Here is a 21,888-nt window from a genome sequence, read left to right as displayed (position 1 = left end):
CCGTCCAGCAGGACGGCCGCCCCTGGTGCGTCACGACCTCGTCGCCTCCGTGCTCCCGCCCGTCGCGCGGCGCAGCACGTGCGCCGGGACCGGGACGCCGACGGGCAGGTCGCCGCTCGGCACCGGCGTCCCCCACCCGGTGACGAGGGGGAGGACGCCCGCCCACACGCGGTCCCCGGCCGCGGCGATGTCGTCGGGGTCGTCGACCGGCCCGCCGGTGCGCACCTTGACGGCCGCCTCGGCGAGGTCGAGCGCCAGGACCGCCGTCGCGGCGAGCTCCCGGCGGTCGGGGCGCCGGGTCGCGTCCCACGACCCGGGGGCCAGGTGCTCCGTGAGCGCGCGCAGCCCCGCCTCCTTCTCCTGCGGGTCCGTGACGGCGCGCGCGGCGCCGTGGACGACGGCGGACCGGTAGTTCATCGAGTGGTGGAAGGCCGAGCGGGCGTGGACGACGCCGTCGACGAGCGTGACGGTGAGGCACACCTGCGTGCCGTCGGCCTCCCGCAGCGAGCGCGCGCCGGTGGAGCCGTGCAGGTACAGCACGTCGCCGACCCGGCCGTAGCCGGTGGGCAGGACGCGCGGGGCGCCGTCGACGACCACGCCGAGGTGGCTCACCAGACCGGCGTCCAGGACGGCGTGCAGGTCGGCGCGCTCCGTCCGGGCGCGCCGGGCGCCCCGCCGGACGGTCGAGCGCTCGGTCGGCTGCAGCGGGGCGTCCGCGCCGGGGGCGGGCGGGGTCGAGGGGGCGTGGGCAGGCGGGCGCTCGGTCATGCCGCCAGCCTCGACGGGCGCAGTGGCATCCTGCGAGGGCCAGGACGGCCGCCTCCGAGCAGGCCACCCGACTCGCCACGGGGGAGTGCGCGTGGAGGTCCCGCCGATCGCCGTCGACCGCACCGCCGCCGCGCCGCTGCCCGTCCAGGTGGCCACCGGCCTGCGGGACGCCGCCGTGGCCGGGACGCTCGCGGCCGGTGAGCGCCTGCCCTCCACACGGGAGCTGGCCCGGGCGCTCGGCGTCAGCCGCACCGTGACGGCGGCGGCGTACGACCAGCTCCTGGCCGAGGGCTGGGTGCAGGGGCGTCGTGGGGTGGGGACCTTCGTCGTGCGGCACCCGGCGCCCGTGCGGGTCCCGCCGCAGGAGGTCCGGGTGCCACGGGCGCCGACCGGCGGCGTGGTCCCGCTCGTGGACCTGCGCGCCGGTGCGCCCTGCGCGGAGGTCCTCGACCGGGCGGCGTGGCGCCGCGCCTGGCGAGCCGCCGGTGACCGGCCGCCCGACGCCCGGCCGGACGCGCGCGGTGACCTCGCCTTCCGCGCGGCCGTCGCCGGGGACCTGCTGCGCCACCGCGGCCTCGTCGTCGGCGCGGACGACGTGCTGGCGACGACCGGGACGTCGGCGGCCGTCGCCGAGGTCGCGGCCCTCCTGCCGGCCGGCGCCCGCGTCGCCGTCGAGGACCCGGGGTACCGGCGCGCCGTCGCGGCGCTGCGTGCCGCGGGGCTCGTCCCGGTCCCCGTGCCCGTCGACGACGACGGTCTCGTGGTCGGGGCCGTCCCCGCGGGCGTCGCGGCGGTGTGCTGCACGCCCGCGCACCAGTTCCCGACGGGCGGACGGATGCCGGTGGTGCGCCGTGCGCTCCTGGTGGAGCGGGCCCGCGCCGAGGGCTTCGTCGTCCTCGAGGACGACTACGACGGCGAGCTCCGCTACGACGTCGCCCCGCTGCCGCTGCTCGCGTCCCTCGCCCCGGACGTGGTCGTGCACCTCGGGACGACGTCCAAGACCGTGAGCCCGACCCTCGGTGCGGGGTGGCTCGTGGCCCCGGCCCCGCTCCGGGACGCGCTGCTCGAGGTCCGCACGACGACCGGCACGAGGCCGCCGCGCGCGGGGCAGCGCGTGCTCGCGTCGATGGCGGCGAGCGGGGACCTCGCGCGCCACCTGCGGCGGCTGCGGCGAGAGCTGTCCGGCCGCCGAGAGCTGGTGCGTGCGGCCGTGGTGGCGGCGGGTCGGGAGCCGGTCGGCGACGCCGCCGGCGCACACCTCGTGGTGCCCCTGCCCTCCCGCTCCGAGGAGGAGGACGTCGTGTCGTCGGCCCGCAGGGCCGGCATCGCCCTCTCCGGGCTGGCCGAGAGCTGCCTGGTGTCGCCGCGGGCCGGCGTCGTCGTCGGCTGGGCGGCCCCGCGACGGGAGGAGCTGGTGGCCGCGCTGCCGCTGCTCACCGCGGTGCTCGACGGACGAGCGCGCTCGTCCCCGGCCGGGTGAGAGCCCGTCACCGCGGGGACGACGTCGGCCCCGGTCGGTGCCGCGACCCCGCCACGAGCTGCGGCCACGACGGACAGTGCGACGGCCGGCTACGGCTGCCCGCCGCCGCGTCGCTCCAGCTCGCCCCGTACGGCGGCCAGCTCGTCGCGGGCCCAGGCGGCCTCCTCGTAGCGGCCCTGCCCGGCGAGGTCGCGCATCTCGGCGTCGAGCTCGGCCTCGAGCGCGTGCAGCCGGTACGGGGTGGCCGCCGTCAGCTGGACCACGGAGGTGCGCGTGGTCCCCTGCGAGCCGTCGGGGCGCAGCACGGGCATGCGGTCGGGCACGTCGCCCATGTGGTGGCGACGGCCGCCCGGGTCCGGCCGTCGCGGTGCCCGGCGCCGTCCGCGGACGAGGTCGCGAGCGCGTCCGGTCGTCGGCGACGCCGCGTCACCGCCACCGGTCCGGGGGTCGTCGCCCCCGCCGGGCGGGGGTGTGGTGCCGGCGTCCTCGGGGGGAGGGGTCACGGCGCCGGCGTCGTCGGGGCGCCCGTCGTCGGGGCGGCCGAGGCGCACCCCGCCGGCAGCGACGCGGGGTCGGGCTCGACGGTCGCCGTGAGCGGCGTGTCCGCCGGCGCGAGCCCCGAGAAGGACGCGCCGAGGACGAGGTCGACGGCTGCGCCGGCGCGCTGGTCGTCCTGCACGAGCTCGGCGCCGGGCGTGATGCTCGCCAGGCCCAGCGCCGAGCGCCGTCCCTCGGGGCCGAAGCGGATCTGCGCGCTCCCGTCCACCGTGGTCCCCTCCGGGGCGTTGGCGACGGCGCCGACCGCGACGTCCCGGGCCCTCAGCTCGTCGGCGACGCCGCCCGCGAGGCCCTGCTGGTCGGTGGAGTTCAGGACCGAGACGTCGACGCCGGCGGCGTCGACCGGCACGGTGGTGGGGGTGGGGCAGGCCGCGGCGGAGGGGCCGGCCGAGGGCTCCTCGTCGACCGCGAACGGCCCGGCCCACCACCCCTGGTTCACGCCGGCGGCGCCGATCCCGATGCCGAGGACGACGAGGAACAGGGCCACGAAGACGAGGCTCTGCCGCGCGCGCTTGTGCCGTCGCCGCCGCTCGGCGGCAGCCAGGGCCGCCGCCTCGGCGTCCGCGTCCGGCGGGCGGGCCGGGTCCCGGGGCAGGTAGCCGTCGGCCATGTCAGGTCTCCCGGGGCGCGTCGGGGGTCACGTCGTCGCGGGGCGGCTCCTCGTCCGCGGCCCGGAAGATCATCCGGCCAGCCTAGGGCGCCGGACGGCCCGACCGGCGGGACGACCGGGTCCGGCGCGTCAGGCGGTCCGGCGCAGCGCCGGTGCCGACCCGACGACGAGGACGCTGCCGCAGTCGGTGCAGACCCGGTCGGGGCAGTCCTCGCCGTGGCCGTCGACGCACTCGACCAGCTCGTGCGGGACGGCGCGCCCGCAGACGGAGCAGTCGATGTCGTCCAGCACGGACGTCGGCGCGAGGCGGGCGGGCGGCGTGGCGAGCGCGGCTCGACGCGCGGTGGTGGTGGCCATGTCCCGACGGTGCCACGAGGGTCCGACAACGGTGCGCAGGCGCGGCGGTGCGGCCCCCGGCGGGCCCCCGGCACCCGGGCGGCACCCCGGGACGCCGCAGGCCCCGCCCGGGTCGGACGGGGCCTGCGGGGCCGAGCGCGTCGGCCGGCGGCGGAGGATGGGGGATTCGAACCCCCGAGGGTCTCCCCAACACGCTTTCCAAGCGTGCGCCATAGGCCACTAGGCGAATCCTCCGCGGACGAGGGTAGCGGAGACGGGTGCCGCCCCGTGCCGCCCCTCGACGGCCCTCTCGGCCGCCCGCCCCGCGCGCCGCGACGGCGGGGCCGCGCCCACCCGGCCGTCCCCTACAGTGGAGGTGGCCCCTCGCGCGGCGTCACCCTGCTGAACTCCCCCAGGGCCGGAAGGCAGCAAGGGCAGGCGGGCTCTGGCGGGTGCGCGGGGGGTCCTCACCTCGTCCCACCCCGGGAGACCGGCGGTCCCCGGCCGGACGCCGGGAAGGCCCCAGGCGTCAGCGGGCGACGAGCAGCTGCGCCGCAGCCAGCCCCCGGTAGAGCGGGGACGCGTCGAGCAGCTCCTCGTGGGTGCCCGTCCCGACCACGCGCCCCGCCTCCAGCACCACGATCTGGTCGGAGTCGACCACCGTCGAGAGCCGGTGCGCGACGACGAGCAGCGTGCTCTCGCGGGCGGCCGCGGCCAGCGCCGCGCGCAGCGACTCCTCGTTGCGGGCGTCCAGGCTCGCCGTCGGCTCGTCGAGCAGGAGCAGCTCGGGACGCGCCAGGAGCGAGCGGGCGATGGCGAGGCGCTGCCGCTCACCGCCGGAGAGCCGGACGCCGTCCTCGCCCACCTGGGCGTCGAGGCCCTCGGGCGAGCGGTCGACGAGCGCGGTGAGGTTCACGGCGGCCAGCACCCGGCGCAGGTCGTCCCCGGTCGCCGCGGGGGCGGCCAGGCGCAGGTTGTCGGCGAGGGTGCCCGCGAGGACGGGCGCGTCCTGCTCCACGTAGCCCAGGCGCGAGCGGACGGCGGCGCGCGGCAGCCCGCGCACGTCGACGCCGCCCAGGCGCAGCGCCCCGGCGGAGACGTCGTGGAACCGCTCGACCAGCGCGAGCAGCGTGGACTTCCCGGCCCCGGACGGGCCGACGAGCGCCGTCCGGCTGCCGCGCGGGACGACGAGGTCCACCTCGTGGAGCACGGGCGTGCCGTCGGGGTAGGAGAAGGACACGCCCTCGAGCTCCAGGAGGGGCGCGTCCGCGGGCCGCCGCGCCGCGACCTCCTCCCGGGGGGCGGTGCGGGCGGCGGGCACCGACGGGGCGGGCGCCGGGGTCGCCGGGCCGTCGTCGTCCTCGAGCGGCAGGCGGACGACCTCCTCGATCCGGGTGAGCGCCCCGAGGCCCTGCTGCAGCAGCGTGTAGGCCTGCAGCGTGGAGGCGAGCGGCAGCACGAGCAGGAAGAGGTAGAGCACGAACTGCACGAGGTCGGCGACGGTGAGCGCCCCGCTCGCCACGCGCGCGCCGCCGACGGCCAGCACGGCGACGAGGGCGCCCTGGACGGCCACGACCATGACGGGGGAGACGACCGCGCCGACCTTCGCGGCGCGCACGCCGGCGTCCCGTGCCGCGACGGCGCTCGCGACGACGGCCGCGGCCTCCCGGTCGGTGGCGCCGCTCGCCCGGATGGTCCGGACGGCGGACAGCGAACGCTCGACGGCCGCGCTCATCTCCCCGACGCGCGTCTGCGCGGCCAGCGACAGCGCCCGCACCCGTCGGGCCACGAGCACGCCCGCGGCGACCCCGGTGAGCACGCCGGCCAGCGTCACGGCCAGCAGCACGACGTCGACGAGCGCCATCGCCACGACCGCGCCGACGACGACGAGCGCGCTGCTCGCGACCTCGACGAGGCCGGACGTGACGACCGCCCGCAGCAGCGTCGTGTCGGCGCCCACGCGGGACATGAGGTCGCCCGTGCGTCGCCGGTCGTACTCCGCGACGGGCAGGCGCAGCAGACGGTCGACGAGGCGGCGACGGGTGCTGAGCACCACGCCCTCCGCCGTGCGCTGCAGCAGGTACCGCTGGGCCCCGCCGAGGAGGGCGCCCGCGACGAGCACCACGACGGCGACCGACGCCGGCGCCGCGACGGACGCCCCGGCCGAGACGGCGGCGATGATCGCCCCCACGAGGAGCGGCTGGGCCAGCGAGGCCGCCGCGCCGACGAGCGAGACGAGCGCCACGACGACGAGGGCGGTCCGGTGCTCGCGCAGGTACGGCCCGAGCGCCCGCAGCCCGAGCCTGGCACCTGAGCCGTCGGGTCCTGAGCCGTCGGGTCCTGCGCCGTCGGGTCCTGCGCCGTCGGCTCGTCGGCCGCCGGCCGGTCCGGGGGGGCCGCCGCGCTCGTCGCTCACACGCCTCATGGTGCGCCGCCGCGGGCGCTGCCCGTGCCGTGGCCCCGCAGGCCCGGAGGAGGTGGACGAGGAGGACCCGCTGTCGGCGGGCGCGGTTAGTGTCGGAGACGTGGCCGGACCGACGCTCGCGCTCTACCGCCGCTACCGGCCGGAGACCTTCGAGGACGTCATCGGGCAGGAGCACGTGACCGCCCCGCTGCGCCAGGCGCTGCGGACCGGGCGCGTCAACCACGCCTACCTCTTCTCGGGGCCGCGCGGCTGCGGGAAGACGACGTCGGCGCGCATCCTCGCCCGCTGCCTCAACTGCGCCGGGCCCGACGGGCAGGCCACCGGCCCGACGGACACCCCGTGCGGCGTGTGCCCCAGCTGCGTGGAGCTCGCCCGTGGCGGTCCGGGGAGCCTCGACGTCGTCGAGATCGACGCGGCCAGCCACGGCGGCGTCGACGACGCCCGCGAGCTGCGCGAGCGGGCGACCTTCGCGCCGGCGCGCGACCGCTACAAGGTCTTCGTCGTCGATGAGGCGCACATGGTCAGCCCCCAGGGCTTCAACGCGCTGCTCAAGCTCGTCGAGGAGCCGCCCGAGCACGTGATGTTCGTCTTCGCGACGACCGAGCCGGACAAGGTGCTCGGCACCATCCGCTCGCGCACCCACCACTACCCGTTCCACCTCGTCCCGCCCGAGCCGCTGCAGCGCTACCTCGAGGAGCTGTGCGCGGCGGAGGGCGTGGACGTCGGCAAGGGCGTGCTGCCGCTCGTCGTGCGCGCGGGCGGTGGCTCGGTGCGCGACTCGCTGTCGGTGCTCGACCAGCTCGTCGCCGGGGCGGACGAGAGCGGCGTGGACTACGAGCGCGCGATCTCGCTGCTCGGCTACACCCACGCGAGCCTGCTGGACGACGTCGTCGACGCGCTGGCCGCGGGGGACGGCGGTGCGGTCTTCCGCGTCGTGGACCGCGTCATCGGGTCCGGCCACGACCCGCGCCGCTTCGTCGAGGACCTGCTCGAGCGCCTGCGGGACCTCGTCGTCGTGCGGGCCGTGGGGGAGGGCGCGCGGTCGGTGCTGCGCACCGTCCCGGAGGACCAGCTGCAGCGGATGCGCGGCCAGGCCGACGCGCTCGGGGCGGCCGAGCTGAGCCGGGCCGCGGACGTCACGAACGCCGCGCTCACCGAGATGGTCGGGGCGACGTCGCCGCGCCTGCACCTGGAGCTGCTCTGCGCCCGGCTGCTGCTGCCGGTCGCCGACGTCGGCGACCGCGGCCTCGGCGCCCGCCTCGACCGGCTCGAACGGCGTCTCGGCGTGCCGGTCACGGGCCCGGCGGGAGGGCGGGCCGAGCCGGCACCGCCCGTGCGCGGCGAGGCCGCCGCGCCGCCCGCCGACGCGCCGCCCGCCGACGCGCCGCCCGCCGACGCGTCGGCGCGCGACCAGGCGCCGGGACCAGGGCGCGCCGACGCGACGGGGGCGTCGCCGTCGCGCGGGTCGCAGGAGCCGGCGGCGGCCGCAGCGGTCCCGACCGCCCGCCGGGACGGCGGTGGCGCCGGGACGGGCGCCGGTGCCGGCACCGACCCCGTCGGCGGCGTCGACCGGCAGCGGTCGTCGGACGGGGACGCCGGAGCCCCGGCGGCTCGCCGCGACGCGCCGGTCGCGCCGGAGGGCGGCGCCGGCGGCGACGTCGACACCGTGCGCCGGATGTGGCCCGACGTCCTCGAGCGGGTGGGGACCCTCCGGCGGGCCACGTGGTCGCTCCTGAGCCAGCACGCGCGCGTGCACGAGGTGAGCGGTGGCGCAGTCCGCCTCGCGTTCTCGTCCGCGGGGCTGGCCGAGACCTTCTCCCGCGGCCCCAGCGCGGACGTCGTGCGCCGGGCGCTCGTCGACGTGCTCGGGCTGGACCTGCCGGTGGTGGCCGTCGTCGCGGGGGGCGCCGACGGCGGGGACCCTGGGGGCGCCCGTGACGGCGGGCCCGCGCGAGGCCCCACGCGAGGTCCCACACGCGGCCCCCTAGGGGACGACCCGCCGGCCGCCCCGCCGTCTCGCCCGTCCTCGACCACCGACGACGACTGGCCGGAACCGGCCACCCCCGGCGGCGGCCGCACGGCCGCGGGTGCCGCGGAGCACCTGCGCGGCGCCTCGGGCGCGCGACCGGACGCCCCCGCCGGACGGGAGGCGGCCGCCCGCAGCGAGGACTCCCGCGGCGACGACGGTGCGACGGGGACGCCGGAGACCACGCGCTCGCGCGGCGCGGGGACCGGTCGGGACGAGGGAGGTCCCCGGGGCGCGGCGAGCAGGGCGGGAGGCGACGGCGGACCGCCCGTGCGGGGTCGGCGCGGCGCGGGGCAGCCCGGCCGCGCGCCGGCGGAGGACCCGGGCCCGGCGTCCCGGGCGCCCGCACCCCCGTCGGACTGGGACGACCTGCCACCGGCCGAGCCGCCCGACGAGGACGCGCCCCCGGAGCCGGACGACGCCCCCGCGCGCCGTCCGGCGCCGCGGACCGCCCCCGCCGAGGAGGAGGGCGGTCCCCCCGCGCCGGTCCCGCAGGCCTCGTCGCGGGAGCCCGACGCGGGGCCGCAGCCCGGTGGGGCGCGCGAGCCCGGAGAGGCGCCGCAGCGCGGGGCGGTCGGGGACGAGGACCGCCGCGACGGCCGGGACGACGAGGACTGGCCCGAGCCCGTGCGGGTGCCCGGGGTCGCGGAGGTGCCGCCCCCGGTCCCGGGCGTGACGTCGCCGACCGGTGAGCCGGCGAGCGCCGTCCCCGGGGCGTCGTCGGCGGCGCTGACGGGCGCCGCCGCCGCGCGCGCCGCGGCGGCGGCCTCGCGCCGGCGTCCCGGCGCGGCGCCCGCCCCCACGGACGTCCCGTCCGCGGGCGGTGCTCCGGCAGCCGGCGCCGCGCCGGACCCCGACGACCAGCCGAGCCGGGACGACGCCGACGCCGAGGACGAAGGCCTCGTCGGGGCACGCCTCGTCGAGCAGGTGCTCGGCGGGCGCGTCATCGACGGGGGGTGAGCGCCCCCGGTCGCGCGTCGGGGCGCAGCCGGCCGCGCGCGTAGGCTCGCGGGGTGTACGAGGGAGCGGTCCAGGACCTGGTCGAGGAGCTCGGGCGGCTGCCCGGCGTCGGTCCCAAGAGCGCCCAGCGCATCGCCTTCCACCTGCTCGCCTCGGACGCCGAGGACGTGCAGCGGCTGGCGACGGCCCTCACCGAGGTCAAGCGCCGCGTCCGGTTCTGCGAGGTGTGCGGCAACGTCGCCGAGGGGGAGCGCTGCCGGATCTGCCTCGACGACCGGCGCGACGGCACCGTCGTCTGCGTCGTCGAGGAGCCCAAGGACGTCGTCGCCATCGAGCGCACGCGGGAGTTCCGCGGCCGCTACCACGTGCTCGGCGGCGCCATCAGCCCGATCGAGGGCGTCGGGCCCGACGACCTGCGCGTCCGTGAGCTCATGACCCGCCTGGCGTCAGGGGAGGTCACCGAGCTGATCCTCGCGACCGACCCCAACCTCGAGGGCGAGGCGACGGCGACGTACCTGGCCCGCCTGTGCAAGCCGATGGGCCTGCGCATCACCCGCCTCGCCTCCGGGCTCCCCGTGGGCGGCGACCTCGAGTACGCCGACGAGGTCACCCTCGGCCGGGCGTTCGAGGGGCGTCGCCTGCTCGACGTCTGACCCGGCCCGCGCGGGCCCGTCGCCCGGGGCGGCGCCCGTCCGTCCGTCAGGCCACCCGGGTCCCGCGCGGCAGCTCGCCGTAGGGCACCTGCAGCCGCCGGGCGGCCAGCGCCGCGGCGCCCGCCCCGAGGAGGACCAGCCCGCCGAGCCCCCACGGCCAGACGGCACCGGCGGCGTCCGCCTCCTGCTGGTCGGCGAGGAGCTCCTCCGCCGTCGCGGCCGCGCAGTAGTCCTGCTCGAGCTCGGGCCCCCGGCGAGCTGTCCGGACGCCGGTGCGGATCGCGGCGAGCGGGTCGACGCGTTCGACGCCGGCCTCGGTGGTCGTGTCGGCGGGCCGCGGCGTGGCGTCCGCGAGGACGACGACGGGGCTCGCCGCGAGCAGCCACCACGTGCGGTCGGTGCGGTAGACGGGCTGGTCGTACGTCTGCTCCTCGCAGCCCTGGGGCTCGCCGGACTCCGAGTACGAGACGGGCTGGCGGACCTGCACCTGCGCCTGCTCCTCGGCGAGCACCGTCGTGAGCCCGAAGAGGACGGGTGCCATCACGGTGAGGGCGGCCACGGTGACGTAGGTCAGCACCGCCGAGGCGACCGGCCGGGCGACGAGGGCCGACCACCCGAGGCCGAGCGCGCAGACGGCCGCCAGCACGACGACGAGGACCACGAGGACGACGAGACCGCGCAGCAGGCTCTCCCCGCCGGCGAGCACGGCCCACAACAGCACCGGCGCGGCCGCCGCCAGCAGGACCAGGGCGCTGAGCCACGCCGTCACGAGCTTGCCGAGGACGACGTCGAGCGGGCTCAGCAGGGTCACCTGCAGCGGGGCGAGGACGCCGTCGGCCCGGTCCCCGTTGACGCTCGTGGCGGTGAGGGCCGGCACGACGAGCAGGCCCATGCCGAGCACGAGGAAGGCGACCGCCGAGAAGAGCAGGGAGCCGAGCTCGTCGAGGTCCCCGGTGGCGGCGGCCGCCGCCCGCACGAGCAGGCTCACGCCGACGAGGACGGCGACCCAGACGGCGAGCACGACGAACCAGCGCGTGGCCCGCAGCCGCTGGCGGAGCTCGAGGAGTGCCACCGTCCGCACGCCTCGCGCCGACACGCGCAGGTCCGGCCGCCGGCGGGGGCGGCCGGCGGTCGGCGCGTCGAGGTCCGTGCCGCTCGTGCCGCCGGGGGCGGTCATCGCCGGCTCCTCTCGTCGAGCTCCAGGTACGCCTGCTCCAGCAGGCCCGTGGCGGGGGCGAACGCGACGACCGGGACGCCGTCGGCGACGAGCTCCGCGAGCAGGCGGGCGGCGGCGAGCTCGCCGCCGAGCACGACGTCGAGCCCGCCCGGCCCCTCGCGCACGGGCAGACCACGGTCGGCGAGGGCGCGCCGCAGCAGGTCGGCGTCCAGGGCGCGCAGCCGCCAGGGCCGCGTCGGGCGTGCCGTCCCGTCGTCGGCGCCGCGCCCCCCGGCGCCGACGTCCTCGACGACGTCGACGGTGCGCCCGCCCGCGACGAGGACGGCCCGGTCGGCGAGCTCGTCGAGCTCGGAGAGGACGTGCGAGGAGACGAGGACGGCGACGCCCTCGCCCGCCAGACGCCGCAGCGTGTCGCGCAGCTCGACCCGCGAGCGCGGGTCCAGACCCGACGCGGGCTCGTCGAGCAGGAGGACGGCGGGGGAGTGCACGAGCGCCCGGGCCAGCCCCAGCCGCTGCTTCTGGCCGCGGGAGAGCACCTGCGCGCGGGCGTCGGCGAGGTCCTCGAGGTGGACCAGCGCGAGCAGCTCGTCGACGCGCCGGCGTGCCTGCGCGCGGGGGACGCCGTGGGCGTCGGCCATCGCCCGCAGCAGCTCGCGCCCGGTGAGGGACTCCCAGGAGCCCAGGGCGTCCGGCATCCACCCCGTCCGGGCGCGGGCGGCCACCGGGTCGGCCGCCAGGTCGACGCCGTCGAGCAGGACGGTGCCGCGGTCCGGGGCGAGCAGACCGGCCAGCACGAGGAGCAGGGTCGTCTTCCCCGCGCCGTTCGGACCCACGAGCGCGGTCACCGAGCCGGCCGGCACCTCCAGGTCCGCCTCCTCGACGGCGACGACACCGCGGAACGAGCGGCGGACGCCGCGCACGACGAGGCCGCTGCCGTGCGTCCTCCCGGTGACCGCGGCCGCGCGTCCGGCACCGTTCTCGCGCGCGGCCCGCTCGTCCTCGTCCCCCGACGTCATGACGCGACGGTAGGGGAGCCGGGCATAGCGGTGCGGCTCCTGCCCCGTGGGCGCGCCGCCGGCGCGCGGACGGGGGGCGCCGGGCGCCGTCCCCCTAGACTCCGGCCCCGTGGCGCTCGTGGTGCAGAAGTACGGCGGCAGCTCCGTCGCGGACGCCGAGGGCGTCAAGCGCGTGGCCCGCCGCATCGCCGAGACCCGCCGCCGCGGCGACGACGTCTGCGTCGTCGTGTCGGCGATGGGTGACTCCACCGACGAGCTGCTCGACCTCGCCCGCCAGGTCTCGCCGCTGCCCCCGGCGCGCGAGCTCGACATGCTGCTCACCTCGGGGGAGCGGATCTCGATGGCGCTGCTGGCCATGGCCATCGCCAGCGTCGGCCTCGAGGCCCGGTCCTTCACCGGCTCCCAGGCGGGCGTCATCACCGACGCCGTCCACGGGCGGGCGCGGATCATCGACGTGACCCCCGGCCGCATCCGCGACGCCCTCGACGACGGGCACGTCGCGATCGTCGCCGGCTTCCAGGGCGTCAGCCAGACGTCGAAGGACATCACCACGCTCGGCCGCGGCGGCTCGGACACGACCGCCGTCGCCCTCGCCGCGGCGCTCGACGCCGACGTCTGCGAGATCTACACCGACGTGGACGGCGTCTTCACCGCGGACCCCCGCATCGTGCCGACGGCGCGCAAGCTCGACACCGTCACCTACGAGGAGATGCTCGAGCTCGCCGCCTGCGGCGCCAAGGTGCTCATGCTCCGCTGCGTGGAGTACGGACGCCGCTCCGGCGTGCCCATCCACGTGAGGTCGAGCTTCTCGACCAAGCCCGGCACCACCGTCACCGGATCGATGGAGGACCTCCCCGTGGAGCAGGCGATCATCTCGGGCGTCGCGCACGACCGCAGCGAGGCGAAGATCACCGTCGTGGGCGTGCCGGACAGCCCCGGCAAGGCCGCGGAGATCTTCGAGGCCGTCGCCGCCGAGGGCGTCAACATCGACATGATCGTGCAGAACGTCGCGGCGACGACGGGGCGCACGGACGTCTCCTTCACGCTGCCCAAGGCGGACGGCGCGCGTGCCGTCGAGCGACTCACGGCCATCCAGGAGCACGTGGGCTTCGCCCAGCTCCAGTACGACGACCAGATCGGCAAGCTCTCCCTCGTCGGCGCCGGCATGCGCAGCAACCCGGGGGTGTCCGCGCAGTTCTTCCGCGCGATGAGCAGCGCGGGCGTCAACATGGAGATGATCTCGACGTCCGAGATCCGCATCTCGGTCGTGACGCGGGCCGACGACCTCGACCTGGCCGTCCGCACGCTGCACACGGCCTTCGACCTGGACAGCGCCGACGGCGAGGCCGTCGTGTACGGAGGGACCGGACGATGAGCGAGCCCACCACGCACGGGGCGGGGCAGGACGGCCGGCGGACCGGCCGGGAGGGGCGCCCCACCCTCGCCGTCGTCGGCGCGACGGGCGCCGTCGGCACCGTGATGCTCGGGATCCTGTCCCAGCGCGAGGACGTGTGGGGCGAGATCCGCCTCGTCGCCTCCGCGCGCTCGGCGGGCACCCGGCTGCGGGTGCGCGGCGAGGAGGTCGTGGTCCAGGAGCTGGCGGCCGAGGTCTTCGACGGCGTCGACGTCGCCATGTTCGACGTCCCCGACGAGGTCTCCGCGCAGTGGGCGCCCGTCGCGGCCGCGCGGGGTGCCGTCGTCGTCGACAACTCCGGGGCGTTCCGGATGGACCCCGACGTGCCGCTCGTCGTGCCCGAGGTGAACCCTGCCCAGGCGCGCAACCGCCCGCGCGGGATCATCAGCAACCCCAACTGCACGACGCTGACGATGATGGACGCGCTCGGTGCCCTGCACCACGGCTGGGGCCTGACCGCGCTCGTCGTCGCGTCCTACCAGGCCGCCTCGGGCGCGGGGCAGCCCGGCGTCGACCGGCTGTACGACGAGCTCGCCGTCGTCGGCGGCGACCGCTCGCTCGGGCAGCGGTCCGGGGACGTGCGCGGCGCGCTGGAGGACAAGCTCGGCTCCGCGCCGTCGCCCTTCCCGGCCCCGCTGGCGCTCAACGTCGTCCCCTGGGCCGGCTCGCTGCGCGACGGCGGGTGGTCCAGCGAGGAGCTCAAGGTCCGCGACGAGTCGCGCAAGATCCTCGGCATCCCCGACCTCAAGGTCTCGGCGACGTGCGTGCGGGTGCCCGTCGTCACGACCCACTCCCTCGCCGTGCACGCGACCTTCCAGCGGTCCATCACGGTCGCCGAGGCGCGTCAGGCGCTCGTGGAGGCGCCGAGCGTGGTCGTCCTCGACGACCCCGAGCAGGGCGACTTCCCGACGCCCGCCGACGTCGTCGGCGCCGACCCGACGTTCGTCGGCCGCCTGCGCCAGTCCAAGGACTTCCCCGACACGATCGAGCTCTTCGTCTGCGGCGACAACCTGCGCAAGGGGGCTGCGCTCAACACCGCGCAGATCGCCGAGCTCGTGGCCGCCGAGCTGACCGACGCCTGACCGGGGTCGGGCGCCGGCCGTCCGTGCGAGGCACTCCCGCGGCTCCGCTAGGCTTGCCGGGCTCCACCGGGGTGTGGCGCAGCTTGGTAGCGCGCCTCGTTCGGGACGAGGAGGTCGCAGGTTCAAATCCTGTCACCCCGACCACGTCCGACGGCCGGTCTCCTCCACGGGGACCGGCCGTCGTCGTCTGCGGGCCCGGGACGGGGTCGCCGGACGGGGTTGTCGGACGGCCGCAGGACGAAGCCCAGAGACCGGTGCTCGAGGCCGTCAGGCGCTGCGCGGGACCAGGCGCAGCAGGGTGGCCTCGGGCGGGCAGGCGACGCGGACCCGCGCGTACGGCGACGTGCCCAGCCCGGCCGACACGTGCAGCCACGTCTCGCCCCGCGTCGGTCCGGCGGAGCCGATCAGCGACGGCTCGACGGGCCCCAGCCCCGAGCGCCAGCGGTGCAGGCCCTTCGCGCACCGCCGCGGGACGTCGCAGTTCGTGACGAGCGCGCCGACGAGCGGGACGCAGACCTGCCCGCCGTGGGTGTGCCCGGCGAGCAGCAGGTCGAGGCCGTCGTCGGCCATGGGGTCGAGCACGCGGCGGTAGGGGGCGTGCAGCACGCCGAGGGACAGGTCGACGTCGGCCGCCCGCTCCCGGCGGACGTCGTCGTAGCGGTCCCGCCCGATGTGGGCGTCGTCGGTGCCCACGAGCTCGACGCGCCGGCCGTCGACCTCCAGGACCGTCCGGGCGTTGTCGAGGTCGGCCCACCCGCGCTCGACGAACCCCTCGACGAGGCGGTCCACCGGCAGGGGCTCCCGCGTCGGTGCCAGCCGCGAGGGGCCCGTGAAGTACTTCAGCGGGTTGACGGGCTTCGGCCCGTAGCGGTCGTTGCTGCCGAGCACGAAGGCCCCCGGGAGGTCCAGGAGGCGGTCGAGGGTCCGGAGCACCGAGGGGACGGCGTGCGGGCTCGCCAGGTTGTCGCCGGTGTCGACGACGAGGTCGGGCCGGAGGTCGGCCAGGCCCTCGACCCAGCGCTGGGTGCGCCGCTGGTCGGGGGTCAGGTGCAGGTCCGACAGGTGCAGCACGCGCAGCGGTCGCTGCCCCGGCGGGAGCACCGGCACCTCGACGCGCCGCAGACGGGGGGAGCGCACCTCGTAGCCGGCGCCCCAGGCGAGGGCGGCGGCGCCCGTGCCGGCGACGGCGGCGGCGGTCAGGCCGGTGGTGCGGAGCGCGGAGGACGACCGGGTCGTCGGGGGCGGGCGGAGTCGCGTGGGCACCGGTGCAGTCTGCTGGGAGGATCGCCGCCATGAGCGCTCCGACCCCCGACACCTCCTCCAGCGCCGCCCGGGACGGCGGCCTCGCCGGTCGCCTGCGGTCCGACCTCACGAGCGCCATGCGTGCCCGCGACGAGCTGCGGACCACGACGCTGCGCTCGCTGCTCACGGCGGTGCGCACCGCCGAGGTCGCCGGGACGAGCGCCCGCGAGCTCGCCGACGACGAGGTGCTCGGGGTGCTGCGCTCGGAGGCGAAGAAGCGCCGTGAGTCCTCGGCCGCCTTCGCCGACGCGGGACGCCCCGAGCGGGCCGATCGCGAGGCCGCCGAGGAGCAGGTGATCGCCGCCTACCTGCCCGCCCAGCTCGACGACGCCGCGCTCTCGGCGCTCGTCGCCGAGGAGGTCGCGTCCGCGGCGGCCGCCGGACGGACCGGCATGGGCGCCATGGGCCAGGTCATGGGGGCCGTCCGGCCCCGCGTGGGCCAGCTCGCCGAGGGCGGGCGCGTCGCCGCGGAGGTGCGCCGGCAGCTGTCCGCCGGCTCGTAGGGGCACCGGAGCGGGGACGAGCCGAGCCGCGGTACGCCGAGGGCGCCGCACCCGGTCGGGTGCGGCGCCCTCGGGGCGTCGGACGGGCGCTCAGTCCTGGCCCTGGGACGAGGAGTCCGAGCTGTCCTCGTCGTCGTCCGAGCCGCTGGTGGACGTCGACTGGCCGACGAGGCTCCAGTCCGGCGGGCCGAAGTCCTCCTCGGGCAGGCCGTCGAGGGCCTCCTCCATGTAGTCACGCCACATCGGTGCGGCGTACGTCGACCCGTACACGTCTCGCTTGACGCCGTCGATCGTCTCGTCGCTGAGCGACGTCCCGGACTCGTCCGGGTGCCCGACCCACGCCGTGGTGGCGAGCTGCGGGGTGTACCCGGAGAACCACGTCTGCACCATCTTGTTCGTCGTCCCGGTCTTCCCCGCCGCCGGGCGCCCGTCAGGGGTTCCCACCCGCTCGGCCGTCCCTCGGGTGAAGACGTTCTCGAGGGCGTACGTCACCGTGTTCGCGATCTCCTCGCTCGTGTAGTCGTCGTTGCCGAGCGGCTGGGTGCACGAACCGACCGTCGGCTGGATCGGCTGGCCGTCGCGGTCGACGGCGTTCTCGAGCGGGCGCGGCGGGCAGTACGTCCCGCCGCTCGCGTACGTCGCGAAGGCGGCGGCCATGGTCAACGGCGCGACGGGGTCGGAGCCGAGGACGTTGGCGGGGTTCACCCCGAGGCGCCCGTCCTGGTACGCGGGAACGGACTCCGGAGACGCGGGGTGCGCCCCCAGGCTCTCCGCGGTCGCGCGGATGTCGCAGAGGTCGAGCTCGGTGGCCATCGAGGCGTACGCGGTGTTGACGGAGTCGTAGGTGGCCTGGAGCACCGACATGCGTCCCGTGCCGCTGCCTTCGCTGTTGCGCACGTCCCAGCTGTCGACGAGGCGGTTGCCGCAGGCCCGGAAGTCCGAGGCCGGGAAGGTCTTCTCGACCGGCGCGGCCGCGACCGTCTCCCGCAGCGTCTTGCCCTCCTTGAGCCATGTGGCCAGCGTGAACGGCTTCCAGTTCGAGCCGGGTTGGAAGCCGCGTCCGCCACCGAGCGACTGGTCGACGTTGTAGTTGATGTTCGTGTACCCGCGCTCGTCGGTCGGGGCGGTCGTGTAGATGCGGTTCTGCGCCATCGCCCGCACCTTCCCCGTCCCCGGCTCGACCGAGACGATCGTCGCGCCGACCTGGGAGCGGTCGTCGACCGGGACCGTGTCCCGGACGGCGTCCCAGGCCTCCTTCTGCCGAGGTGGTTGCAGGGTCGTCGTCACGTCGATCCCGCCGCGGTACAGGGCGCGGACCCGGGCGTCGCGGTCCTCGCCGAAGGCGGGGTCCTGCAGGATGGTGTGGACCGCGTAGTCGCAGAAGTACGCCGAGGCGCCGGCCGGGCTGCAGCCGTTGTCCGGCGGGTTGATGCGGAGCTGGTCCCCGACGGGCACGGCCTCGGCCGCGTCGTGCTGCGCCTGGTCGATCTTCCCGAGCTCGAGCATCCGGGCGAGCACGACGTCGCGGCGCTCCTGCGCGCCCTCCGGGTTCTGCGTCGGCTCGTAGAGCGAGGGGTTCTGGATCATGCCCGCCAGGAGGGCCGCGTCCACGAGCTCGAGCTCGGAGGCGGGCTTGCTGAAGTAGTACTCCGACGCCGCCTCGACCCCGTAGGTGTTGGCGCCGAAGAGCGCGATGTTGAGGTAGTTGCCGAGGATCTCGTCCTTCGAGTAGTCCTCCTCGGCCGCGATGGCGAGGCGGATCTCCCGGACCTTGCGCGCCTCGTTGGGCGACGTGAGGGCGTCGATGGCCTCCTGGTCGTCCGCCTCCCGCGCCTGCTGGAGCAGGACGTTCTTGATCCACTGCTGCGTCAGCGTGGAGGCCCCCTGGGTGGCCCTGCCCGCCAGGTTGTTGAAGAACGCCCGGGTGATGCCGCGGGGGTCGGCGCCGCCGTGCTCGTAGAAGCGGGAGTCCTCGATGGCGATGACGGCGTCCCGCATGACGGGGGCGACGGCGTCCAGCGGCACGAGGACGCGGTTCTCGGAGTAGAAGCCCGTCATCGGGGTGCCGTCGGCGTACCGGATCGTGGAGCGGATCGGCAGCGCCGAGGGGTCCAGCTGGGTCGGGAGGTCCTCGAAGGTCTCGACCGCGGCGTCGGCGCCCGCGCCGGCGGTCGCGACGACCGGGACGGCCAGGCCCGCCACCAGCAGGCCGGCGACGACGCCGCCCCCGACGAGGGTCGCCAGCCCGGCGCCGACGGACCCCGCGGACCCGGCCGGGCGCCGGGCGGCGGCGAAGGCGATGCTGCCGCGGCGCCGGCCGACGGGGCGGTCCTCGGTGGGGTGGTCGTCGGTGGGGCGGGTGTCCCGGGGGCCCGTGGCCCCCGACGGGCTGCTCGAGTCTCCTGCCATACCAGCCAGGGTACGTGGCCGCTCCTCCGGGGCCGAGGACCCGCCGCCCGGGCGCACGGCCTCGCGCGCCCGCCGCCCGCCCCACCGCACGTCGACCAGCGTCCGTGCGGTGACTAGTCCGTCCGGACCAGGGGGGAACTACGCCGAGGGGGTGACGGATGACCCTGGAGGTGGCCCGGACGCGCCCTGTGCGTGGTCGCCGGTCGCCCCTACGGTCGCAGCAGCCGGACCGCGCAGGCGGGGTCGTCACCCGGCGGCCGGTCGTCGAGGTCGTCGACCGGCGCACACCGGGGCGTCCAGCACGGGGCGCCGCGAGGCACCGCACGGCACCGACCGGGCACACCACGACAGGACACAGCGCGACGAGGCACAGCGCGACGAGGCACACCGCGACCGGGCACACCGCGACAGGGCACCACGAGCGACATCGGGGGAAGCACGATGACCGACCTGAGCACCAGCGCCACCACGGTGACCACCGCCGCGACCGAGGGCCGCCCCGCGGCGGCCCGGCTCGGCGTCGACCGCAGCTGGATGGACGCCGCGGCCTGCCGCGGGGTCGACCCCGACGCGCTCTTCGTCCGCGGGGCCGAGCAGAACTCCGCCAAGCAGGTGTGCCGCCTGTGCCCCGTCCGCGTCGAGTGCCTGGCCGACGCCCTCGACAGCCGGACCGAGCACGGCGTCTGGGGCGGCATGACCGAGCGCGAGCGCCGGGCCCTGCTGCGACGTCGTCCCGAGGTCGGGTCCTGGACCAGCCTGCTCATGACGGCCCGCGAGGACTTCGAGCGCGCCTCGCTGCCGGCCCCCCGGGCGGCCCGCCGCGCCTGACCCGGCGGGCCGGAGCACCTCAGCCGGTCGCGCCGAGGTGCTCCGCGACCTCGCGCAGGCCGGCGAGGTCGTGGACGTCGCGGGAGCGGGCGGGCACCTGGACGACCGCGATGCCCGGGTGGTCGGCGGTGAAGCCCGCCGCCAGCTCCTGCTCGCGCTCCAGCCGTCGCATCCGCGCGGCGTGCAGGCGCAGGAGGCCGGCCGTCAGCGCGTGGTCGCCGCGCGAGAGCGCCTCCGGGGCCGTGCCGTCCTCGTCGTCGTCCTCCTCCAGGTCCTCGAGGTGGACGACGGCGGCCCAGGAGCGCTCCGCCGACAGCCGCGGCAGCTCCGTGGTCTGGACCCGGTTGAGGACGAGGCCGGCGAGCGGCATGCCCTCGGACCCGAGCCGCTCGACGAAGTAGGCGGCCTCCCGCAGCGCGTCCTCGTCCGGCGTCGCGACGACGAGGAAGGCGGTGCCCGGGCTGGCCAGCAGCGCGTACGTCGTCTCGGCGCGGTCGCGGAAGCCCCCGAAGACGGCGTCGAGCCCGCTGACGAACGCCTGGAGGTCGTCGAGGAACTGCGCCCCGAGGACGCGTGACATCGCACCCGTCATGCTGCTCACGGCGCCCGAGAGCACCTTCACGTAGGCGCGGCCCCCGGCCCGGGCGGGCGCCAGCAGCAGCCGGATGAAGCGCCCGTCGAGGAAGGACGACAGCCGTCGCGGGGCGTCCAGGAAGTCCAGCGCCGAGCGGCTCGGGGGGGTGTCGACGACGACGAGGTCCCACGGCTCGCTGCCGTCGCCGCCGGGCACGCTGGCCCGCGAGCGCAGCTGGCCCAGCTTCTCCATCGCCATGTACTCGCTCGTGCCCGAGAAGGACGAGGACATGGCCTCGTAGAACGGGTTCTCGAAGATCGCGCGGGCCCGCTCCGGGCTCGCGTGGGCCTCGACGACCTCGTCGAAGGTCCGCTTCATGTCCAGCATCATCGCGTCGAGCCGGCCGCCGGCCCCCGTGCCCACGTCCTCGACCGGACGAGGGGTGTTGTCCAGCTCCGTGAGCCCGAGCGACTGCGCCAGCCGCCGCGCCGGGTCGATCGTCAGCACGACGACGCGCCGCCCCCGCTCGGCCGCGCGGACCGCCAGCGCCGCCGCCGTCGTCGTCTTGCCGACGCCGCCGCTGCCGCAGCAGACGAGCACCGACGTGCCGCGGTCGTCGAGGAGGGCGTCGACGTCGAGGTGGGCGGCGTCGGTCGCCGCCGCGGCCGAGGGGCTCACGCGAGCCCCTGCTCGGTGAGCCGGTCGGCCAGGACCTCCAGGCCGCGGTGGTCGACCCCGCCCGGCAGCTGGGGGAGCTCGACGAGCGGGCGCCCCGCGGCCTCGAGCACCGCGTGCTGGGCGTCCTGCAGGGCCAGGCGCTCGTCGTGCTCACGGGCCTCGGCCAGGAGGCCGTCGACGAGGGCCGTGCCGGGGGCGCTGCCGCGCACGAGGCGCGCCTCGACCAGCCCGTCGCGGACGGCGGAGGCGGGCACGGCGCCCGAGAGCGCCCCGTCGAGCAGGTCCAGCGGCATGGTGTCGCCGCGGATCTGGTCGACGACGACGGCGCCGACGGGCAGCCCGGCGGCCGCGAGCTCCCGGGCCCCGTCCAGCGTCTCCTGCACGGGCATCTCCTCGAGCAGCGTGACGAGGTGCACGCGGGTGTGCGGGGAGCGCAGCACGCGCATCACCGAGTCGGCCTGGCCGGCGATCGGTCCCATGCGTGCGATCCCGGAGACCTCGGAGTTGACGTTGAGGAAGCGGCCGATGCGTCCGGTCGGCGGGGCGTCGAGCACGACGGCGTCGTAGGTGTGCTCGCGCTCGGTCCCCCGGCCGCGGCCGCGGCGGCGCACGGCCTCGTAGACCTTGCCCGTGAGCAGCACGTCGCGGACCCCGGGCGCCACGGTCGTGGCGAAGTCGACGGCGCCCACGCGGTCCAGCGCGCGGCCGGCACGACCCAGCTTGTAGAAGGTCGCGAGGTACTCCAGCAGGGCCGCCCGCGGCTCGATCGCCAGGGCCAGAACCTCGCCGCCGTCGGCGGTGGCGGCGACCGAGCGCTCCTCGTAGGGCAGCGGCGGGACGCCGAAGAGCCGGGCGATCCCCTGCCGGTCCTCGACCTCGCAGAGCAGCACGCGGCGCCCGCCCCGCGAGAGCGCGACCGCCAGCGCGGCCGCCGTCGTCGTCTTGCCCGTCCCGCCCTTGCCCGTGACGACGTGCAGCCGCGTGCCGGGGAACAGGAGCCGGTCGTCGTCCTCGCCCGCGCCGGCCGGGGCGATGCCCCCGCGGGGCGCTCGGGCGTCGGCATCCGGCGGCATGGCGGTCAACCTACGC

General features: G+C 77.3%; 18 protein-coding genes, 2 tRNA genes and 1 other RNA gene. 9 read left to right on the top strand and 12 right to left on the bottom strand.

The window, feature by feature from the left end; genetic code table 11:
* Positions 1 to 30: 30 nt before the first annotated feature.
* A complete protein-coding gene (locus tag WDZ17_RS09115; protein WP_339574834.1) occupies positions 31 to 768 on the bottom strand; it encodes a pyridoxamine 5'-phosphate oxidase family protein in 738 nt (245 codons plus the stop codon).
* A 91-nt stretch (positions 769 to 859) separates the two neighbouring features.
* Here WDZ17_RS09115 and pdxR point away from each other — a divergent pair, with 91 nt between their 5' ends.
* A complete protein-coding gene (gene pdxR / locus WDZ17_RS09110) occupies positions 860 to 2,248 on the top strand; it encodes a MocR-like pyridoxine biosynthesis transcription factor PdxR (RefSeq protein ID WP_339574833.1) in 1,389 nt (462 codons plus the stop codon).
* An 89-nt stretch (positions 2,249 to 2,337) separates the two neighbouring features.
* On the opposite strand, the gene WDZ17_RS09105 is transcribed toward pdxR, so the two are convergent.
* The 4 genes from WDZ17_RS09105 to WDZ17_RS09090 form a co-directional block, all read right to left on the bottom strand.
* Positions 2,338 to 2,751 (bottom strand): hypothetical protein, encoded by a 414-nt coding sequence (locus WDZ17_RS09105; protein ID WP_339574832.1) that lies wholly within the window; start codon positions 2,749 to 2,751, stop codon positions 2,338 to 2,340.
* Positions 2,748 to 3,416 (bottom strand): LytR C-terminal domain-containing protein, encoded by a 669-nt coding sequence (locus tag WDZ17_RS09100; protein WP_339574831.1) that lies wholly within the window; start codon positions 3,414 to 3,416, stop codon positions 2,748 to 2,750. The genes WDZ17_RS09105 and WDZ17_RS09100 overlap by 4 nt, the downstream gene beginning before the upstream one ends.
* Positions 3,417 to 3,545: 129 nt before the next feature.
* A complete protein-coding gene (locus WDZ17_RS09095; RefSeq protein WP_339574830.1) occupies positions 3,546 to 3,773 on the bottom strand; it encodes a hypothetical protein in 228 nt (75 codons plus the stop codon).
* Positions 3,774 to 3,924: 151 nt separating this feature from the next.
* Positions 3,925 to 4,007, bottom strand: a tRNA-Ser gene (locus WDZ17_RS09090).
* Between the two features lie 120 nt (positions 4,008 to 4,127).
* On the opposite strand from WDZ17_RS09090, the gene ffs reads away from it, so the two are divergent.
* Positions 4,128 to 4,224: signal recognition particle sRNA small type (gene ffs / locus WDZ17_RS09085), an RNA gene on the top strand.
* Positions 4,225 to 4,281: 57 nt separating this feature from the next.
* Here ffs and WDZ17_RS09080 read toward each other — a convergent pair.
* Positions 4,282 to 6,177: an ABC transporter ATP-binding protein gene (locus WDZ17_RS09080; protein WP_422631916.1), complete on the bottom strand. Its 1,896-nt coding sequence runs from the start codon at positions 6,175 to 6,177 to the stop codon at positions 4,282 to 4,284.
* 100 nt (positions 6,178 to 6,277) lie between these two features.
* Between WDZ17_RS09080 and WDZ17_RS09075 the strand changes: the two genes are divergently transcribed.
* Entirely contained in the window at positions 6,278 to 9,163 is a 2,886-nt protein-coding gene (locus WDZ17_RS09075) for a DNA polymerase III subunit gamma and tau (RefSeq protein ID WP_339574828.1), read from the top strand.
* Positions 9,164 to 9,216: 53 nt separating this feature from the next.
* Positions 9,217 to 9,816, top strand: a complete 600-nt coding sequence (gene recR / locus WDZ17_RS09070) for a recombination mediator RecR (protein ID WP_339574827.1) — start codon at positions 9,217 to 9,219, stop codon at positions 9,814 to 9,816.
* A gap of 46 nt (positions 9,817 to 9,862) precedes the next feature.
* Here the strand turns inward: recR and WDZ17_RS09065 are convergent, their stop codons facing one another.
* On the bottom strand, positions 9,863 to 10,993 hold the full coding sequence (locus tag WDZ17_RS09065) for an ABC transporter permease (RefSeq protein WP_339574826.1): 1,131 nt from the start codon (positions 10,991 to 10,993) through the stop codon (positions 9,863 to 9,865).
* On the bottom strand, positions 10,990 to 12,009 hold the full coding sequence (locus tag WDZ17_RS09060) for an ABC transporter ATP-binding protein (RefSeq protein ID WP_339574825.1): 1,020 nt from the start codon (positions 12,007 to 12,009) through the stop codon (positions 10,990 to 10,992). Before WDZ17_RS09060 ends, WDZ17_RS09065 begins: the two co-directional genes overlap by 4 nt.
* 109 nt (positions 12,010 to 12,118) lie before the next feature.
* Between WDZ17_RS09060 and WDZ17_RS09055 the strand changes: the two genes are divergently transcribed.
* From WDZ17_RS09055 to WDZ17_RS09045, 3 genes are all read left to right on the top strand, one after another.
* Complete coding sequence (locus WDZ17_RS09055; RefSeq protein WP_339574824.1) at positions 12,119 to 13,384, top strand: aspartate kinase; 1,266 nt, start codon at positions 12,119 to 12,121, stop codon at positions 13,382 to 13,384.
* A complete protein-coding gene (locus WDZ17_RS09050; protein WP_339574823.1) occupies positions 13,381 to 14,505 on the top strand; it encodes an aspartate-semialdehyde dehydrogenase in 1,125 nt (374 codons plus the stop codon). The genes WDZ17_RS09055 and WDZ17_RS09050 overlap by 4 nt, the downstream gene beginning before the upstream one ends.
* Positions 14,506 to 14,572: 67 nt before the next feature.
* Positions 14,573 to 14,649: transfer RNA gene (locus WDZ17_RS09045), tRNA-Pro, on the top strand.
* Between the two features lie 123 nt (positions 14,650 to 14,772).
* Here WDZ17_RS09045 and WDZ17_RS09040 read toward each other — a convergent pair.
* Entirely contained in the window at positions 14,773 to 15,768 is a 996-nt protein-coding gene (locus tag WDZ17_RS09040) for a metallophosphoesterase (protein ID WP_339574822.1), read from the bottom strand.
* 29 nt (positions 15,769 to 15,797) lie between these two features.
* On the opposite strand from WDZ17_RS09040, the gene WDZ17_RS09035 reads away from it, so the two are divergent.
* Complete coding sequence (locus WDZ17_RS09035) at positions 15,798 to 16,310, top strand: GatB/YqeY domain-containing protein (protein WP_339574821.1); 513 nt, start codon at positions 15,798 to 15,800, stop codon at positions 16,308 to 16,310.
* 90 nt (positions 16,311 to 16,400) lie between these two features.
* On the opposite strand, the gene WDZ17_RS09030 is transcribed toward WDZ17_RS09035, so the two are convergent.
* Complete coding sequence (locus tag WDZ17_RS09030) at positions 16,401 to 18,719, bottom strand: transglycosylase domain-containing protein (protein WP_339574820.1); 2,319 nt, start codon at positions 18,717 to 18,719, stop codon at positions 16,401 to 16,403.
* A gap of 534 nt (positions 18,720 to 19,253) precedes the next feature.
* On the opposite strand from WDZ17_RS09030, the gene WDZ17_RS09025 reads away from it, so the two are divergent.
* On the top strand, positions 19,254 to 19,547 hold the full coding sequence (locus WDZ17_RS09025; protein WP_422631921.1) for a WhiB family transcriptional regulator: 294 nt from the start codon (positions 19,254 to 19,256) through the stop codon (positions 19,545 to 19,547).
* 19 nt (positions 19,548 to 19,566) lie between these two features.
* Here WDZ17_RS09025 and bagB read toward each other — a convergent pair whose 3' ends face one another.
* The gene (gene bagB / locus WDZ17_RS09020) at positions 19,567 to 20,799 is read right to left on the bottom strand and encodes an ArsA family ATPase (RefSeq protein ID WP_339574818.1); all 1,233 of its coding nucleotides are present in this window, start codon (positions 20,797 to 20,799) and stop codon (positions 19,567 to 19,569) included.
* Positions 20,796 to 21,872: an ATPase BagA gene (bagA, locus tag WDZ17_RS09015; protein WP_339574817.1), complete on the bottom strand. Its 1,077-nt coding sequence runs from the start codon at positions 21,870 to 21,872 to the stop codon at positions 20,796 to 20,798. The genes bagB and bagA overlap by 4 nt, the downstream gene beginning before the upstream one ends.
* Between the last annotated feature and the right edge of the window lie 16 nt (positions 21,873 to 21,888).

The sequence above is a fragment of the Pseudokineococcus basanitobsidens genome, assembly GCF_037482545.1.
Lineage (GTDB): Bacteria > Actinomycetota > Actinomycetes > Actinomycetales > Quadrisphaeraceae > Pseudokineococcus > Pseudokineococcus basanitobsidens.
The sequence above is the reverse complement of the archived record's forward strand: the minus strand, read 5'-3'. Positions and strand labels throughout refer to the sequence as shown.

Coding starts and splice junctions, on each gene's coding strand:
- bagA (WP_339574817.1), bottom strand. CDS start 21,872: ATGCCGCCGGATGCCGACGCCCGAGCGCCCCGCGGGGGCATCGCCCCG.
- WDZ17_RS09100 (WP_339574831.1), bottom strand. CDS start 3,416: ATGGCCGACGGCTACCTGCCCCGGGACCCGGCCCGCCCGCCGGACGCG.
- WDZ17_RS09080 (WP_422631916.1), bottom strand. CDS start 6,177: ATGAGGCGTGTGAGCGACGAGCGCGGCGGCCCCCCCGGACCGGCCGGC.
- WDZ17_RS09025 (WP_422631921.1), top strand. CDS start 19,254: ATGGACGCCGCGGCCTGCCGCGGGGTCGACCCCGACGCGCTCTTCGTC.
- WDZ17_RS09030 (WP_339574820.1), bottom strand. CDS start 18,719: ATGGCAGGAGACTCGAGCAGCCCGTCGGGGGCCACGGGCCCCCGGGAC.
- WDZ17_RS09050 (WP_339574823.1), top strand. CDS start 13,381: ATGAGCGAGCCCACCACGCACGGGGCGGGGCAGGACGGCCGGCGGACC.
- WDZ17_RS09065 (WP_339574826.1), bottom strand. CDS start 10,993: ATGACCGCCCCCGGCGGCACGAGCGGCACGGACCTCGACGCGCCGACC.
- WDZ17_RS09115 (WP_339574834.1), bottom strand. CDS start 768: ATGACCGAGCGCCCGCCTGCCCACGCCCCCTCGACCCCGCCCGCCCCC.
- WDZ17_RS09095 (WP_339574830.1), bottom strand. CDS start 3,773: ATGGCCACCACCACCGCGCGTCGAGCCGCGCTCGCCACGCCGCCCGCC.
- WDZ17_RS09035 (WP_339574821.1), top strand. CDS start 15,798: ATGAGCGCTCCGACCCCCGACACCTCCTCCAGCGCCGCCCGGGACGGC.
- WDZ17_RS09060 (WP_339574825.1), bottom strand. CDS start 12,009: ATGACGTCGGGGGACGAGGACGAGCGGGCCGCGCGCGAGAACGGTGCC.